The 16,043-nt window shown below is 63.1% G+C and carries 18 protein-coding genes and 2 tRNA genes; 4 read left to right on the top strand and 16 right to left on the bottom strand.

Features of this window, described 5'->3' with window-relative positions; translation table 11 throughout:
* Nucleotides 1-37 precede the first annotated feature (37 nt).
* The 3 genes from bfr to BJD12_RS15105 form a co-directional block, all read right to left on the bottom strand.
* Nucleotides 38-508, bottom strand: coding sequence for a bacterioferritin (bfr, locus tag BJD12_RS15115; RefSeq protein WP_005990707.1), 471 nt, complete (start codon nucleotides 506-508; stop codon nucleotides 38-40).
* Nucleotides 509-784: 276 nt separating this feature from the next.
* The gene (locus BJD12_RS15110; protein ID WP_005990704.1) at nucleotides 785-994 is read right to left on the bottom strand and encodes a (2Fe-2S)-binding protein; all 210 of its coding nucleotides are present in this window, start codon (nucleotides 992-994) and stop codon (nucleotides 785-787) included.
* Between the two features lie 80 nt (nucleotides 995-1,074).
* Nucleotides 1,075-1,692: an RNA pyrophosphohydrolase gene (locus tag BJD12_RS15105; RefSeq protein ID WP_005990702.1), complete on the bottom strand. Its 618-nt coding sequence runs from the start codon at nucleotides 1,690-1,692 to the stop codon at nucleotides 1,075-1,077.
* A gap of 118 nt (nucleotides 1,693-1,810) precedes the next feature.
* On the opposite strand from BJD12_RS15105, the gene BJD12_RS15100 reads away from it, so the two are divergent.
* Nucleotides 1,811-1,887: transfer RNA gene (locus tag BJD12_RS15100), tRNA-Met, on the top strand.
* 52 nt (nucleotides 1,888-1,939) lie between these two features.
* A tRNA-Gln gene (locus BJD12_RS15095) sits at nucleotides 1,940-2,014 on the top strand.
* A 511-nt stretch (nucleotides 2,015-2,525) separates the two neighbouring features.
* Here BJD12_RS15095 and rpsI read toward each other — a convergent pair.
* Together rpsI and rplM are read right to left on the bottom strand one after the other, a co-directional pair.
* Nucleotides 2,526-2,918, bottom strand: a complete 393-nt coding sequence (gene rpsI, locus BJD12_RS15090; RefSeq protein ID WP_005990700.1) for a 30S ribosomal protein S9 — start codon at nucleotides 2,916-2,918, stop codon at nucleotides 2,526-2,528.
* Nucleotides 2,919-2,920: 2 nt separating this feature from the next.
* Complete coding sequence (gene rplM, locus BJD12_RS15085; protein ID WP_003483082.1) at nucleotides 2,921-3,349, bottom strand: 50S ribosomal protein L13; 429 nt, start codon at nucleotides 3,347-3,349, stop codon at nucleotides 2,921-2,923.
* 181 nt (nucleotides 3,350-3,530) lie between these two features.
* Here rplM and coq7 point away from each other — a divergent pair, with 181 nt between their 5' ends.
* Nucleotides 3,531-4,184: a 2-polyprenyl-3-methyl-6-methoxy-1,4-benzoquinone monooxygenase gene (gene coq7, locus BJD12_RS15080; RefSeq protein ID WP_039423233.1), complete on the top strand. Its 654-nt coding sequence runs from the start codon at nucleotides 3,531-3,533 to the stop codon at nucleotides 4,182-4,184.
* Nucleotides 4,185-4,362: 178 nt separating this feature from the next.
* Here coq7 and BJD12_RS15075 read toward each other — a convergent pair whose 3' ends face one another.
* Both BJD12_RS15075 and speD read right to left on the bottom strand, forming a co-directional pair.
* On the bottom strand, nucleotides 4,363-4,677 hold the full coding sequence (locus BJD12_RS15075) for a DMT family transporter (RefSeq protein WP_005990694.1): 315 nt from the start codon (nucleotides 4,675-4,677) through the stop codon (nucleotides 4,363-4,365).
* Between the two features lie 163 nt (nucleotides 4,678-4,840).
* The gene (gene speD / locus BJD12_RS15070; protein ID WP_005990692.1) at nucleotides 4,841-5,635 is read right to left on the bottom strand and encodes an adenosylmethionine decarboxylase; all 795 of its coding nucleotides are present in this window, start codon (nucleotides 5,633-5,635) and stop codon (nucleotides 4,841-4,843) included.
* 137 nt (nucleotides 5,636-5,772) lie between these two features.
* On the opposite strand from speD, the gene crp reads away from it, so the two are divergent.
* Nucleotides 5,773-6,465 carry a cAMP-activated global transcriptional regulator CRP gene (gene crp / locus BJD12_RS15065; protein WP_029218612.1) on the top strand — a complete coding sequence of 231 codons (693 nt, stop codon included), beginning with the start codon at nucleotides 5,773-5,775 and terminating at the stop codon, nucleotides 6,463-6,465.
* A 303-nt stretch (nucleotides 6,466-6,768) separates the two neighbouring features.
* On the opposite strand, the gene BJD12_RS15060 is transcribed toward crp, so the two are convergent.
* From BJD12_RS15060 to yegS, 9 genes are all read right to left on the bottom strand, one after another.
* Nucleotides 6,769-7,485: a haloacid dehalogenase-like hydrolase gene (locus BJD12_RS15060; protein WP_005990684.1), complete on the bottom strand. Its 717-nt coding sequence runs from the start codon at nucleotides 7,483-7,485 to the stop codon at nucleotides 6,769-6,771.
* Nucleotides 7,478-8,275 carry an indole-3-glycerol phosphate synthase TrpC gene (trpC, locus tag BJD12_RS15055; RefSeq protein ID WP_005990682.1) on the bottom strand — a complete coding sequence of 266 codons (798 nt, stop codon included), beginning with the start codon at nucleotides 8,273-8,275 and terminating at the stop codon, nucleotides 7,478-7,480. Before trpC ends, BJD12_RS15060 begins: the two co-directional genes overlap by 8 nt.
* A gap of 141 nt (nucleotides 8,276-8,416) precedes the next feature.
* Nucleotides 8,417-9,454 carry an anthranilate phosphoribosyltransferase gene (trpD, locus tag BJD12_RS15050; protein ID WP_005990680.1) on the bottom strand — a complete coding sequence of 346 codons (1,038 nt, stop codon included), beginning with the start codon at nucleotides 9,452-9,454 and terminating at the stop codon, nucleotides 8,417-8,419.
* Between the two features lie 128 nt (nucleotides 9,455-9,582).
* A complete protein-coding gene (locus tag BJD12_RS15045; RefSeq protein WP_005990678.1) occupies nucleotides 9,583-10,215 on the bottom strand; it encodes a flavin reductase family protein in 633 nt (210 codons plus the stop codon).
* Nucleotides 10,216-10,390: 175 nt separating this feature from the next.
* Complete coding sequence (locus BJD12_RS15040; RefSeq protein ID WP_005990676.1) at nucleotides 10,391-10,969, bottom strand: anthranilate synthase component II; 579 nt, start codon at nucleotides 10,967-10,969, stop codon at nucleotides 10,391-10,393.
* 10 nt (nucleotides 10,970-10,979) lie between these two features.
* Nucleotides 10,980-11,768, bottom strand: coding sequence for an SIMPL domain-containing protein (locus BJD12_RS15035; RefSeq protein ID WP_042827829.1), 789 nt, complete (start codon nucleotides 11,766-11,768; stop codon nucleotides 10,980-10,982).
* A 5-nt stretch (nucleotides 11,769-11,773) separates the two neighbouring features.
* Complete coding sequence (locus BJD12_RS15030; protein ID WP_005990672.1) at nucleotides 11,774-12,862, bottom strand: threonine aldolase family protein; 1,089 nt, start codon at nucleotides 12,860-12,862, stop codon at nucleotides 11,774-11,776.
* Nucleotides 12,862-14,337 carry an anthranilate synthase component I gene (gene trpE / locus BJD12_RS15025; protein ID WP_005990671.1) on the bottom strand — a complete coding sequence of 492 codons (1,476 nt, stop codon included), beginning with the start codon at nucleotides 14,335-14,337 and terminating at the stop codon, nucleotides 12,862-12,864. Before trpE ends, BJD12_RS15030 begins: the two co-directional genes overlap by 1 nt.
* Nucleotides 14,338-14,764: 427 nt before the next feature.
* Entirely contained in the window at nucleotides 14,765-15,694 is a 930-nt protein-coding gene (gene yegS, locus BJD12_RS15020) for a lipid kinase YegS (RefSeq protein WP_005990669.1), read from the bottom strand.
* Between the last annotated feature and the right edge of the window lie 349 nt (nucleotides 15,695-16,043).

Genomic DNA, 16,043 nt, shown 5'->3' with positions numbered 1-16,043 from the left:
CCCCACACAATGCCGCTCAACACTGCGCTGAACGCGCTCAGTCGTCCAGCTTGGTCAGCAGGTAATTCGGCTCGCCGATCCGTGCCACCAGATCCAGCTGGGTTTCCAACCAGTCGATGTGCTCTTCTTCCGACTCCAGGATGTCCACCAGCAGCTGGCGGCTCACGTAGTCGTTGACGGTTTCCGCATACGCCACGGCTTCGCGCAACACCGCGACCGCTTCGCGCTCCAGCGCCAGGTCGCAGCGAAACATCTCGGTCGGGTTCTCGCCGATACGCAGCTTGCCCAGCGCCTGAAAATTGGGAAGCCCTTCGAGAAACAGGATGCGGTCGGACAACTTGTCCGCATGCTTCATCTCGTCGATGGATTCCTTGTACTCATGCTCGGCCAGTTCTTTCAGGCCCCAGTTCTTCAGCATCTTGGCGTGCAGAAAATACTGGTTGATCGCAGTGAGTTCGTTGTAGAGCACCTTGTTGAGGTACTCGATGACTTTGGTATCGCCCTTCATGCGATGTCTCCGAGACAGTGAGCCGGCCGCACTCTAACGCGTTGGCGCGGCGCATGAAGGAACGCGAATCGTGATCAGTTGCGTGCTGCCGCCCCGGCATGCGGCAAGACCACGCATGCCGCATCGGAGGTGACTGGGAGGTGCGGAAAGAGCCAGGCACCTGTCCAAGCACTGCTCGACGCCAACATGCATCCCAACAGTGGAGCAGGCGACTAGAGCAGTGAGATATGCATCACCTGTTGAGGCGCCCGGCGCGCCGAGCGCGCGCCGCACCAGTCAGGCGGCGCTGGCCAGACCCAGCAGCGGCAACGGCAACGCGCAGGTCGCGTGCGCCTTGCTCAGAAGATCGCCGGCCATCTCCAGGCATGAACCGCAATTGGACCCACAGCCCGTGCGCATGGTCAGCTCGGCCAAACTGGCGCAGCCATTTTCGGCCGCTTCGCGGATCTGGTGGTCGGTGACCCCATTACAGATGCAGACGTACACGGTATCGGTCGGGTGCTGGCGATCCGGAGAGGACCGGTGCTGATTGCACCGCAAACGAGAATAGGTGTCAATTCCAAACGTTAATCATTATTAATCCGCACGGGCTGAGGCCCGCCACGCTTACGTGGACGCTTCCGCGGGCTGTCGTGGCCTGCGGCACTGCTACCGGGCAACCAGGCTTCCAGCGCACGCTCGGGCATCACACCAACCGCCGCAGGCCCTGCCAAGTTCTGGGCAAGCGGCGCCAGATGGCGCAACGCACGCGCATACACACCACGCTTGAAGATCACCACGTGCTCGACCGGGTACCAGAAATCCACCCAACGCCAATGATCGAACTCGGGGGTATCGGTGTGGTCGAGCTTGAGATGGGATTCGTCGCCAGTGAACTGAAGCAGGAACCACACCTGCTTTTGGCCGATACACACCTGCCGCTCGTTGCGACGGACCGCCCGGCTCGGCAGGCGATAGCGTAACCAGCCAGGCGTGGCGCCGAGCAATTCCACATGCTCGGGCAACAACCCGGTTTCTTCTCGCAACTCGCGGTACATGGCTTCAACGGGCGTCTCATCGGTGTTCATGCCGCCTTGCGGGAACTGCCAGCCGTCCCTGCGCACACGGCGTGCCCAGAACACCTGACCGTCCTTCCGCATCAGCACGATGCCAACGTTTGGCCGGAAGCCGTCCGGATCGATCACGATGCGGACTCCTGAAAATCTACTGTCACCGACTCTGCCACGACGACGGCCGGCTCACAAGCTGAAAACGAAATGCTTGACAACACCCAGGCGCATCGCGAGAATTGCCGGCTCCCTAGGCTATGTAGCTCAGCCGGTTAGAGCACAGCACTCATAATGCTGGGGTCGGTGGTTCGAGTCCACCCATAGCCACCACGGTATTCAGGCCTGCACAGGCGTGCGATACTCTGGGACAACACGTTTTTATTGCCCCGTCGCCAAGCGGTAAGGCACCTGACTCTGACTCAGGCATTCGGTGGTTCGAATCCATCCGGGGCAGCCAAACACAGAAGGTCCGATCAACGATCGGGCCTTTTTTGTTGCCTGCGGCCCCCATGGCGACGGCCGAATCCGCACGGCAATTGACTCGAATGCAGACGCCGCGCATGCATTCGGCCATTGCCTGCACCGGGAAGGCCCAACCTCTAAAGCCCTCGACACCCGAGTGACATACGCACTGTGGCGCGCCCGAACAGATCATGGATACCGTCTTGTCGTGCCGGACGACAGGCATCAATCCCGCCCCTATTCGCTCGCCTGAAGACAAACATCTCAAACGGCACCCACGCACGGCGTCCCGCCACAAAACACGGAAGAGGCCTAAGTGATCAACCTCTCCTGCATTAGGAGTCACCCTCAGAGCCGCCGGCCACTGCCACTGCCACTGCCACTGCCACTGCCACTGCCACTGCCTTCAATTATTCAGGCCCACAGCCAAAAACGACAAAAGCCCGGCAATACCGGGCTTTTGAAGCACACGCCCCGGCGAGCCGGGACGCAGCAAACGCGATGGATCAGCGCTTGGAGAACTGAGTCGCGCGACGGGCCTTATGCAGACCGACCTTCTTACGCTCGACTTCACGGGCGTCGCGGGTCATGAAGCCGGCCTTGCGCAGCTCGGACTTCAGCGTTTCGTCGTACTCGACCAGTGCACGGGCGATGCCCAGACGGATCGCACCGGCCTGGCCGGTGGTGCCGCCGCCAGAGGCGGTGACCAGGATGTCGAAGCTTTCGGTGTTCTTGGTCAGCTCCAGCGGCTGACGCACGATCATGCGCGCAGTCTCACGGCCGAAGAACTCGTCCAGCGGACGGTCGTTGACGGTGATCTTGCCGGTACCCTTGCGCAGGAACACGCGAGCGGTGGAGGACTTGCGGCGGCCAGTGCCGTAGTTTTGCGTGATAGCCATGATTAGATATCCAGAACTTGCGGCTGCTGGGCGGCGTGCGGATGCTCGGCACCCGAATAGACCTTGAGCTTGCGGTACATGGTGCGGCCCAGGGGGCCCTTCGGCAGCATGCCCTTGACGGCGATTTCGATCACGCGCTCCGGGTGGCGCTGCAGCGCCTGCTCCAGGCTCTCGGTCTTCAAATTACCGATGTAGCCGGTGAAGCGGTGATACTTCTTGTCTTTCAGCTTGTTACCCGTGACCACGATCTTCTCGGCGTTGATCACCACGAGGTAATCGCCGGTATCGACGTGAGGGGTATAAACCGGCTTGTGCTTGCCGCGCAGACGGCGGGCCAGTTCGGTGGACAGACGGCCGAGCGTCTTGCCGGCGGCGTCGACGAGATACCAGTCGCGCTGGACGGTCTCGGACTTGGCGGTGAACGTAGTCATGAGAAAACTCTTGAGTGGTCGGGCGGATTGCAGCGGCAATGACCGCTGGAACTTTGCCACGCGTTGTGAAGGCGAAACAGAAGAGGCGGGATTGTACGCGGCAGCCTGCGACGGCGCAAGTCACGCCGCCGCGAGGGTCGCGCTAGTTGGCAGCAGATCGGTCGGGCGCCAGAATCGGGCCATGACCCAGACCTCCCCTACCCGACTGCACAGCCCGCTCGATCGGCTTCTGGTCGAAGCCCAGCGCGCGCTGGAAACCGTCTTCGGCAACCCGCCCGCCGAGCGCCCCAATCCAGCTATCGACACCCCCGACGTCGTATTGCAACCAGACCAGCGGCGCCATGCTGCGGGGCTAATGCGCATCAACCATGTCGGCGAAGTGTGCGCGCAAGGCCTGTACTTCGGCCAGGCGGCCGTCGCCCGCGACGCGCACACCCAGCATCACTTGCTGGAAGCCGCGCAGGAGGAAACCGACCACCTGGCCTGGTGCGCCGATCGCCTGCACGAACTGGACAGCCGCCCCAGCCTGCTCAACCCGGTCTGGTATGCCGGCAGTTACGCGCTCGGTGCCCTGGCCGGACTGCGCGGCGACGACTGGAGCTTGGGCTTCGTAGTCGAGACCGAGCGCCAGGTGGAAGCCCATCTGGACGAGCACCTGGAGACCCTGCCGGAGATCGACCAACGCAGCCGCGCGATCCTGCGTGTGATGAAAATCGACGAAGCCCGCCACGCCGACCAGGCCGAACAAGCCGGTGCTCGCCCCCTCCCGCCGCCCATTCCCACCGCCATGGCCCTGGCCTCTAAGCTGATGAAGACCCTCGCCTACAGGCTCTAGGGATTGCGGATTATCGGCCGCCGACACCCGCAACCACGCGCCGCACCCTGCAGCACCGAAGCAGCCCCCCCCTTTTGTCAAGCGGGGCGCGCCAAAGGCGTGGGGATAGGTAACTACGAAGTCGGTGCCCAAGATTTGCAAAGCGAAATTTGGGAACAGGTCCGCGAAGCGGAACTGACTACGACACCAACTTCAATCCGATCACACCAGCAACGATCAGCCCGATGCACGCCAGACGCGACCACGATGCGCTGTCGCCGAACAGGGCGATGCCGGCGATGGTCACACCCAGCGCACCGATGCCGGTCCAGATCGCGTAGCCGGTGCCGACCGGAATGGTCTTCAGGGCCTGAGTCAAAAACCACAGGCTGATGCCGGCCAGACCGATCGTCAGCACGGTTGGCCACAGCCGCGTGAAGCCGTCGCTGTATTTCAGGCCCATGGCGAAGCCGATTTCGAACAGGCCGGCCAGTACGAGATAAATCCAGGGCATTGCAGTACTCCTCAACAGAAAAACGGACAAAAAAAAAGCGACCCAGTGTCTGCACACTGGGCCGCCGTCGGCTGTGGAACGCGAGGTCATCGCGTGGCGGGCCGTCCCGCCTTGAGTCGTTGACGCACCTGCGGACAGGCACGCGATACGTCGTTCTTTGCGATTACTCGCTCAGATTACGCCCATGAAACAGTTCCTCGATCTCGCGCTTGAGCAACGTCTCGATCTTCATGCGTTCCTTGAACGACAGGTTCTTGGCGCGCTCTTCGAACAGGTATTGATCGAGATCGAAATCCTTCAGGTGCATCTTCGTGTGGAAGATATTTTCCTGGTAGACATTGACGTCGAACATCTCGTAGCGCGACTTCACGTTCTTGGCGAGAAAGTGCTGGATCGAGTTGATCTTGTGATCGATGTAGTGCTTTTTACCCTTCACATCGCGTGTGAAGCCGCGCACGCGGTAGTCCATGATCACGATGTCCGATTCCAGACTTTCGATCAGGTAGTTCAGCGCCTTCAACGGCGAGATGACGCCACAGGTGGCAACGTCGATATCGGCGCGAAAGGTAGCGATGCCTTCCTGCGGATGGGTCTCGGGATATGTATGGACAGTGATATGGCTCTTGTCCATATGAGCAACCACAGCATCGGAAATGAGCTCCTTGCCGGCCTGCTTCTTGTCGATCACCGGCTCTTCGGAAATCAGGATCGTGACCGAGGCGCCCTGCGGATCGTAGTCCTGACGTGCGATATTGAGGATGTTGGCGCCAATGATCTCGGCCACATCGGTCAAGATCTGCGTCAGACGATCGGCGTCGTATTGCTCATCGATGTACTCGATGTAGCGCTGACGCTCCTCTTCGGTACGCGCATAACAGACGTCGTAGATGTTGAAGCTCAACGCCTTGGTGAGGTTGTTGAACCCCTGTAGCCTCAGGCGAGGCAACGGCTTGACCACGTCGGTCTGTCCTTATGGAAGGCGGGAAAGGAACCAATTATGAGCCAAAGATCCCAGCAACGAAATGCCGATGTTAAGAATGGTTTACCTTGCATGACTCATGCCGTTAAGCTTCAGGAATTACACGCGGAACTACCATGAGCCCAGGAAACACGACGGTTGTCACTACGACGGTACGTAACGCTACCCCTTCACTGGCGCTGGACGCGGGCACCATCGAGCGTTTTCTGGCCCATAGCCACCGCAGGCGCTATCCAACCCGGACCGATGTGTTCCGGCCAGGAGACCCGGCCGGCACCCTGTACTACGTCATCAGTGGCTCGGTGAGCATCATTGCCGAGGAAGATGACGATCGTGAGTTGGTGCTGGGCTACTTCGGTAGCGGCGAGTTCGTCGGCGAGATGGGGTTGTTCATCGAGTCCGATACGCGCGAAGTGATCCTGCGTACCCGTACCCAGTGCGAGTTGGCAGAGATCAGCTACGAGCGCCTGCAGCAGCTGTTTCAGACCAGTTTGTCGCCGGATGCGCCCCGCATCCTGTACGCGCTGGGTGTTCAGCTTTCGAAACGGTTGCTCGATACCACAAGGAAAGCCAGCCGCCTGGCGTTCCTGGATGTGACCGATCGCATCGTGCGCACCCTTCACGATCTGTCCAAGGAGCCGGAGGCGATGAGTCACCCGCAGGGCACGCAGCTGCGTGTGTCGCGGCAGGAGCTCGCACGTCTGGTCGGTTGCTCGCGCGAGATGGCCGGACGCGTGCTCAAGAAGTTGCAGGCCGATGGCTTGCTGCATGCACGCGGCAAGACCGTGGTGCTGTACGGCACGCGTTAAGCGCGTAGTGCAGCCAGTGCCCCGTGCGCTGGCTGCATGCCGAGACGGGAGAATCAAGGCGACGCTGCTGTGCTCTCAGGCTCGCTTGATGGCCTACAGCGGCGCAGCTTTGCGCGATACTTCTTATAAGTGTGTTTTCAACCGATCAGGCCGCACAGTCTGCATCGCGACTGCATCACAGTCTTGGCTATTGGTTGATCGCAGCGAACTCATGTAGTTGCCGCCAGCACCGACGACGGGAGCCGGCAGGCGAAACGCACGAACCGCAGCATTCCCTCCGCCACAAAGACACCTGTGTCTTTCTCAGAGCGCCTTGCCGCCCCGATCGCGGCAGCCCCAGTTGAGGATCGGCGTGCCAGCGGGCAACACCTGGCGGAACAGATCCTCGCGATTGGCCTTGGGGTTAACCACTACTGGTGCGCGTGCGGCCTTCAACAGCGGCAGATCTGCGGTGCTGTCGGAATACGCGATGGCAATGTCGGCGTAGCCGCGTTCGCGCAGCATGCGCATCTTTTCTTCGTTGTGGCAGTGGCGCCGCGCAGTGACCGCGCCCAGTCGAGGCCCGACCAGACTGCCGATCACCGGCACGTCCTGATGGGCGACGAATCCGAGAATGGCGCGCGCAAGCTCGGGCGGCGCGCCGGTGGCGACCACTACGCGATCGCCGGCAGCGCGGTGGTCGGTAAAGACCTTCAACGCATGCGGAAGCAGGCGCTGCCGGATCTGCGCTTCGTGCTTGAGCACGTAAGCATCGATGAAGCGATTGAACTCGCGCGCACGGTGCAGGCCGAAGGTGGCGATCCAGACATAGCCGGACACACCACGGCGGCGGGTGGGCAGCATGGCCACCATCGGGCCTAGGATCGGCGAGGCCAGCAACGCCACCAGCAGGCGCAACGGATTGCGCTTGATCAGCCAAGCGAACAGGTGGCTGCCGGAATCGCCGTCGTACAGCGTGTGATCGAAATCGAAGACCACCAGCGGTGCATCGTCGCGCGGTGAGGGAAACGACTCAGTCATGCGCAAAGAATAGCTGACGCAACGACTCGCCGGGTTCTGGCGCGCGCATGAAGGTCTCGCCAACCAGAAACGCGTTCACACCATGGCTACGCATCAGCTGGACATCAGCGTGGGTGACGATGCCGCTCTCGGTGACCAGGATGCGGTCGCGCGGCACCGCAGCGCGCATGTCCAGGGTGGTCTGCAGCGAGACCTCGAACGTGCGCAGATTGCGGTTGTTGATGCCGATCAGCGGCACCGGCACCTGCACCGCGCGCTCGAGCTCGTCGATGTCGTGCACTTCCACCAGCACGTCCAGCCCCAACTGCATCGCCAGCCCGGACAGGTCGGCCAGCTGCGCGTCTTCCAGCGCCGAGACGATCAACAGAATGCAGTCGGCACCCAGCACGCGCGCTTCGTAGACCTGGTACGGGTCGACGGTGAAATCCTTGCGCAAGACCGGCAACGTGCAGGCGTCGCGCGCCTGGCGCAGGTAGGCGTCGGCGCCCTGGAAGAAATCCACATCGGTCAGCACCGACAGGCAGCTTGCGCCGCCGAATTCGTAGCTGACGGCAATGTCGGCAGGGTGGAAGTCGGGGCGGATCACGCCCTTGGACGGGCTGGCCTTCTTCACCTCGGCGATCACGGCCGGGTCGCCGGCGGCGATGCTGGCCTGCATGGCGGCAGCGAACCCGCGCGTGAGCGGCAGGTCTGCGCTGCGGGCGATCAGCTCGGCCAGCGGCACGCGCGCACTGCGCTCGGCGACTTCGTCGGCCTTGCGGGCGAGGATGGTGTTGAGGATATCGCTCATCGTATCGGGTCCTGGCGGGCGGGCATTATCGGTCAAGACGGCCGCAACGGGCCGCAGCTGCGCGCAAACGTGCGCAGCATGCCAGCGGAAGGGTAAGGATGCCGCCGCGGGATTGCGCAAGCGTTGCGGCGAGATCCATGGTCAGGAAGCGCCGCCGAGTTTGCGCGTAAAGGCAACGTACGCGTCCAGCCTGGCACGCGCCGAGCCATCGGCCAGCACTGCGCGGGCGCGCACGACACCGGCAGCGATGCTGTCGGCGACGCCTGCGACGTACAGCGCAGCACCAGCGTTGAGCGCCACGATATCCAGCGAAGGGCCAGGCACGTTGTCCAGCACTTGCAGCAGCATGGCGCGCGACTCGGCGGCATCGGCCACCTTGAGGTTGCGGCTGGCCGACATGGCAATGCCGAAATCTTCCGGATGCACCTCGTACTCGTGCACTTGGCCGTCGCGCAGCTCGCCCACCAGGGTACCGGCACCGAGCGAAAGTTCGTCCATGCCGTCGCGCCCCCACACCACCAACGCGCGCTCGGCGCCCAGCTCCTGCAGCACGCGCGCCTGGATCCCGACCAGGTCCGGATGGAACACGCCCATCAGGATGTTGGGCGAACCGGCCGGGTTGGTCAGCGGGCCCAGGATGTTGAAGATGGTGCGCACGCCCATTTCGCGACGTACCGGCGCCACCACCTTCATGGCCGGGTGATGCACTGGCGCGTACATGAAGCCGATGCCGGTCTGCGCCAGAGACGCGGCGACTTGCTCGGGCTGCAGTTCGATCACCGCGCCCAGTGCCTCCAGCGCATCGGCGCTGCCGGATTTGGACGACACGCTGCGGTTGCCGTGCTTGGCCACCCTGGCACCGCCAGCGGCGGCCACGAACATCGCGCAGGTGGAGATGTTGAAGGTATGCGACCCATCGCCGCCGGTGCCGACGATGTCGACCATGTGCTGGCGATCACCCACCTCCACGCGGCGCGAGAACTCGCGCATCACGGTGGCGGCGCCGGCGATCTCGCCAATGGTTTCCTTCTTGACCCGCAGCCCGGTGAGGATGGCGGCGACCATCGTGTCGGAGACTTCGCCGCGCATGATCGTCCGCATCAGATCCACCATTTCGTCATGGAAGATTTCGCGGTGTTCGATGGTGCGTTGCAGGGCTTCTTGGGGCGTGATGGGCATGGGAACGGCCATAGACATAAGAAAAACGGCTGCAAGCAGGGCCTGCAGTGTGTCGCGCAGGGTCCACCGCGCATGGCTGGCACAGGTAGCCAGGGGCGCAGGACCGAATCGACGCGGTCAGTCGTCGGTCATTGGCCGGGCCGACGCATGCGGAAGCGCGCCTGCGGCTGCACTTCGAAATAATCGGCCGGGCCACCGGCACGCAGAATGGTCTGCACCTTGGCCGGGTCGTAGATGCCGTCATCGAGCGCAGCATGGGCAAGATGCACGCCCACCACCTCGCCAAGCACCAGCCAGGTTTCTACGGCCTGACCGCTGGCACTGTGCAGCTGCAGCAGCTGGCTCAAGCGACATTCGAAACTGACCGGGCTTGCCGCGACACGCGGCGCATCGATCACGCGCGACGGCGCCATTTCCAACCCGGCAAGCGCGAACTCGTCGACCTCCGACGGCACCATCGCCGCGCTCGCGTTCATGGCCTCGGCAAGCGGCCGTGTGGCTAGATTCCAGGTGAACTGACCGGTCGCTTCGATATTGCGCAAGCTGTCCTTGCGCCCGATGCTGGCAAAACCGACGATCGGCGGGGTGTAGTTGAAGGCGTTGAAGAAGCTATAAGGCGCCAGATTGGCGATGCCCTCGGCGCTGCGCGAGCCGATCCAGCCGATCGGGCGCGGGCCGACGATGGCATTGAACGGGTCGTGCGGCAGCCCGTGGCCTTGCGCCGGCTCGTAGAAATGCATGCTGTCGTTGGACGTGTTCATCGCGAAGCGCCTTTGGGGAATTGCCGGGTGTGTACGCCTTCCTCGGCAAAGCAGCCATGCTTGCGTGCGGCAGCAACGCCGTCAGCGGTCCACCGGGCATTGCGACGCAATGCATGTGCATGGATGCCGATGCACGCTGCGCTGCGTGCGGCAACAGGCCTGGCGACCATCGCGATCAACGCTCCAGAAAGTTTTTCAGCAGGGCATGACCGTGCTGGGTCAGGATCGACTCGGGATGAAATTGCACGCCTTCCACCGGAAACTGACGGTGGCGCAGGCCCATGATCTCTTCCACCGAGCCATCCGGATTTTCGGTCCACGCGGTGACTTCCAGCGCAGCCGGCAGGGTGGTCTTATCGACCACCAGCGAGTGATAGCGCGTGGCCTCGTAACTGTCCGGCAGGCCGGCGAACACGCCCTTGCCTTCGTGGCGGATCGGCGAGGTCTTGCCATGCATGATGTTGCCAGCGCGAATCACATCGCCGCCGTAGACCTGGCCGATGCTCTGATGCCCCAGGCACACGCCCAGGATCGGCGTGGTCTGGCCCAGCTGTTCGATCAGCTGCAGCGAAATCCCCGCCTCGTTGGGCGTGCACGGGCCGGGCGAGATCACGATGCGCTCGGGCTTGAGCGCAGCAATCTGCTCGACGCTCATCGCATCGTTGCGCACCACCGTGACCTCGGCACCCAGCGCCTGCAGGTACTGCACAAGGTTGTAGGTGAAGCTGTCGTAGTTATCGAGCATCAGCAGCATGGCAAGGGACTCATTGCGCGATCAGGAAGACCGCATAGATGTATTCGGTATAGGTAATGGTGCCGGTCAGCAGGCTTTCACCCAGACTCTGCGCGCCCGCACCTGGCGCAGGTGGCGGCGGAGGGGGCGGTGCCGGTGGCGACGGCGGCGATACCACCGAGCCTTGCCTTGGTGCGTTGGGGGCGGCCCAGGTGCCTGCCTCGACACCATAGGCAAAACTCGGCGCTACATCGGAGATGCTGTAGATCCCGCCAAGCCGCACACCGTAGGCGGCGGCAAGCCCCTGCGCAGATTCGCGCGACTGCGTGGCGGCTTCGCGCTTGAGCTCTGCACGCAAGGCGGCGGCATCGGCGTAGCCAGTCTGCATCGACAGCACCTGCACGTTTTCGTTGGCATCCAAGCCACCAAGGAAGGCGCGCACATCTTTTAAGGATGTAAATGTGCCGCGGATCTTGCGCTCCACCCGGGTGCCTTCGAAGACGGACTTGCCCGCTTCATAACGTGACTGCGGCGCGATCGACAACGCGGAGGCATACAGCGAATCCTTCAACACATGGTTGCGTTGCAATCCGTCCAGGACCACGCGTGCGCGCTCCTCCACAAACTTGCGTGCCAGATCCGGCTGCAGTTCGGTCTTGCTGACCTTGAGATCGATGATGAACCGGTCCGGATCGACGGTGCGGAATGCCTGCCCTTTCACCAGCAAATGCGGTTGCGATGGCAAGGTATTGATCTGCGCCGATGCCATCGCGGGCAACAGCAGAGCGCCAGCGAGCATCCAACCTGCGAGTCTTTTCATCGTCATCATCCTTGTGTCCTGGAAACGGCCCTGTGTGTGGGGTCTCGTAAAAGCGCAGCAACATCCGCACACAGACGATCGACGGCATCAGCTGTGGTCGCCCACGAGGTCACGAAGCGAATGACCAGCCGCCCATCGCCGCGCGTTTCCCAGCGTTCGAAGTCGTAGCGGCGTGCGATCTGCTCGGCCTGCTGCGCGGTGACCGCGATGAATTGCTGATTGGTTGGTGAGTCGCTGGTGAATTCCACGCCCGCGGCCAGCAGTCCGGCGCGCAGGCGCTGCGCCATGGCATTGGCGTGCGCGGCCAGTTGGAAAAATAAGCCATCTTCGAACAAGGTGGCGAATTGCGCGCCGAGCACCATGCCCTTGGCCAACAGCGCACCGCGTTGCTTGATGAGGTAACGCAAATCGGCCTGCAAGGCAGGATGGATCACGACCAAGGCTTCGCCGAGAAGCGCACCGTTTTTGGTGCCGCCGATGTAGAACGCATCGGTGAGCGCGGCGATCGTCGGCAGATCCAGATCGTTACCGTTAGCAGTGAGTGCCGCACCTAGCCGCGCGCCATCGAGATACAGCAGCAGATCGTGGGCGCGACAGAAGCGCGACAGCGCTTCGAGCTCGGCACGCGTGTAGATGGTGCCACTTTCGGTACTGTTGGAGAGGTAGACCAGCCGCGGCTGCACCATGTGCTCGTTGCTGTGCACCTCCAGTACCGGCGCGATCAATGCGGGCGTCAGCTTGTCGTGCAGTGCCGGCACGGTGAGTACCTTGTGCCCGGTGGCTTCGATGGCGCCGGTTTCGTGCGTGGCGATATGCCCTGCCTCGACTGCAATCACCGCCTGATGCGGTCGCAAAAACGCACTGATCGCAATCAGGTTGGTCTGCGTGCCGCCCACCAGCAGATGCACGGCGGCCTGCGGTTGCGCGATGGCCGTGCGAATCAATGCCGCAGCGCGTTCGCTATGCCGATCGGTGCCATACCCAGCGTTTTGCTCGGCACTGGCGAGCGCCAATGCCTGCAATACGCGTGGATGCGCGCCTTCGCTGTAGTCGTTGCGAAAGCTGATGCGCGCAGCGCTGCCCTGCCCGTCCATCACAGCCCCTTGGCAGCCTGGGCAACGGCGCGAAACAGCGCGCGTCCCTTGTTCATCGTTTCCTGCCATTCCAGGTCGGGGTCGGAGTCGTAGACCACGCCGCCACCGGCCTGCACATACAGATAACCGTCCTGGATGACCGCAGTGCGGATGGCGATGGCGGTATCCGCGTCGCCATGCCAGCCGATATAGCCGACCGCGCCGGAGTAGACGTTACGCTTGACCGGCTCCAGCTCGCGGATGATTTCCAGCGCGCGGATTTTCGGCGCACCGCTGACGGTGCCGGCCGGGAAGGTGGCACGCAGCACGTCGCTGTAATTCAGGCCGGCCTTGAGCGTGCCGGTGACCTCGCTGACGATGTGCATGACGTGGCTATAGCGCTCGATCACGAACTGCTCGCCCACCTTGACCGTGCCCGGTTCGGCCACGCGACCGACATCGTTGCGGCCCAGGTCGATCAGCATCACGTGCTCGGCGCGCTCTTTCGGGTCGGCCAGCAATTCTTCTTCCAGCGCCTTGTCCAGCTCCGGCGTTGCGCCGCGCGGGCGGGTGCCGGCGATGGGACGCACGGTGACCACGCCATCGCGCAGGCGCGCCAGGATTTCCGGCGAGGAGCCGACGACTTGCGTGCCGCCGACATCCAGGAAATACATGTAAGGAGAGGGATTCAACGCACGCAAGGCGCGATAGACATCCACCGGGCGTGCACGGAACGGCACACGCAACCGCTGCGAGGGCACCACCTGGAAGATGTCGCCTGCGCGCACGTATTCCTGCGCCTTGCGCACCACCGCGTGGTACTGCTCGCGGGTGAATGAGGAATGGAAATCCGATTCGTCGATGGCATCGGAAATCTGCGCCTGCGGATAGCCGGCGCCGCCCTGGCGCAGGCGATGCGCCAGCTCGTCCAGGCGGCGGTTGGCGCGTACGTAGGCCTGCGGCTGACGTGGGTCGGCATGCACGATCAGGTACAGACGGCCCTTGAGGTTGTCGAACACCGCCAGCTCTTCGGAGAGCATCAGCAGGATGTCGGGCGTGCCCAGTTCGTCGGGCTTGTCTCCCGTGCCCAGGCGCGGCTCGATGTACTGGATGCACTCGAAGCCGAACCAGCCGACCAGCCCGCCGGTGAAGCCGGGCAGGCCATCGAGTTGCGGCACCGAATGCTCGGTACGCAGCGCGTCCACTTCGGCTAGCGGGTCGGCGACCTGCCGGGTTTCGATGACTTCGCCGTGTTCACTGACTTCCAGCGTGTGGTCGCGGAAGCTGTACACGCGCCGCGCCGGTAGGCCGATGATGGAATAGCGGCCGAAGCGCTCACCGCCTTCGACCGATTCGAACAGATAGGTATAGGCGCCGTCGGCGAGCTTCAGATAGACCGACAGCGGCGTGTCCAGGTCGGACAGCACTTCGCGGACAACGGGGATACGGGTGTGACCTTCAGCGGCTTGGCGCTGGAACTGCTCTGCAGTGATCAAGACGACTTTCCTTCCGGGACTCTGTGGCGGGGCGGACGACGGCAACGGGCCACCATCGCCACCAGCGGCGAGCGGAAGAGAAGGAGCGTGGGGTCGTCAGGCGGGACACGTGACTACTGTAGCGCAAGTGTCGCTTCGGGGCAGCAGGCACGCGGGCGGATGCGGTGCTGATTGCGAAGGTGCGTTGGGTCGGTAGGGTGTTGTCGGGCAGGGCAGCGCGCGGGCTGGTATCACGTTCCGGGCAGTGCGCTCCTCGTCGTGCGCCTGTGCAGGGCGAGGTGCGTGCCTCGGGTGTGGGTGTTGCCGCACCGACCCTCACTCCCCACTAGCGGAGCGGGCCTTTAAGCGGGGCGCACTGCAGGATCAGGTTTTCCAAATCCCAAATTCGACTTCCACCTCCCCGATCACGGCTTCCCAACCCTAGCGCTCACGCGCTGAGCAACGGGCACTCCATCGGTAAATGCATCCGCAGCCGTGCAGGCACGCAGTCGACATGGAAATGCAGCGAGGTTTCCGGTTCGCCATCCAGGTTCAGCGTAAGCGGCTGATGCGAGACGATTTCCAGCCAGGGCAGCCGCGCGCGCACGGCGACGCGCTCCAACGCCGCCTGCTTGCCGCCGGTGACCAGGGTGCCGAGCGTTGCGGCCACCTCGCCGTTGAGTGCAGGCACGATGGTGACATCGAGCAGACCATCGTCGATCACGGCCTCTGGGCACAGCGCCTGACCGCCGCCGGCCTGGCGCCCGTTACCTAAACCCAATGCGATGAATTCGCCTTCCCAGCTGAAATCCGGGCCTGAAAAACGGGCACTGATTGGGTCGATCCGGCCTAGCCGCGACATGCCGGTAATCAAGTAGGCAAGGCCACCGAGCATTTTTTTCAGGCCTTCGTCGGTTTCCACGGTGACCTGGGTCCCGAAGCCGCCGCTGGCGACATTGGCGCACCAATGGGGGCCGTGCGGGGTATCGATGCGCAGCAGGTCGATCGCTTGCGCAGGGCGGTCGGCAATCAGGTTCAGCGCCTCAAGCGGTTCGATCGGAACGTTGGCAGCTGTGGCGAAATCATTGGCGGTGCCTAATGGGACCAGACCAAGCGATGGCAGGCTGGCGGCATCGTCGTCGTGGTGCGCAAGCGCGGCAGCCACCTCGCTCAAGGTGCCATCGCCACCGGCAGCCACCACGGTGTGCACGCCGTCGGCGACCGCTTCGGCGACGTAGCGCTCGGCGTCGCCCTCCTCCCAGGTGGCGCGCACCTCGAGCTGTACGCCGCGGTTGCGTAACTCTGCCACCGCCTCACGCACGTCCAGATTATCGGTGGACTTGCCGTTGAGGATCAGACGCCAGTGGGACGGGGCCATGCGCGCTGCCGATGCTGTGAGATGGGTGTCCGCAGGCTAGCAGTGCGCCAATGGGCGGATCGTGAATACGTAATGCCACCAGGCTGTCATTGCCATGTCATCGATAGCCCGGAGAGTAGAAGGCCATAGCAGGGACGACGGGCGGAGGCAGGATCAGCCTCCAATTTTCTTGAAGGCCGCTCCGGGTGGAGCGGCCTTCTTTTTGTGTGCGATGCGAGGCCCCAAGCGACCACCAACCCCTGGGCTCCGCATCGGGCGGAGCGGGCATTGCTCGGAACGGCATGGACCACGCACACATTCCGACGCTGAGCGCGTCGCCCACATTTCCTTCTCGACTGCTCGCGACGTC

This window comes from Xanthomonas vesicatoria ATCC 35937, from assembly GCF_001908725.1.
GTDB lineage: Bacteria > Pseudomonadota > Gammaproteobacteria > Xanthomonadales > Xanthomonadaceae > Xanthomonas > Xanthomonas vesicatoria.
The sequence above is the reverse complement of the archived record's forward strand: the minus strand, read 5'-3'. Positions and strand labels throughout refer to the sequence as shown.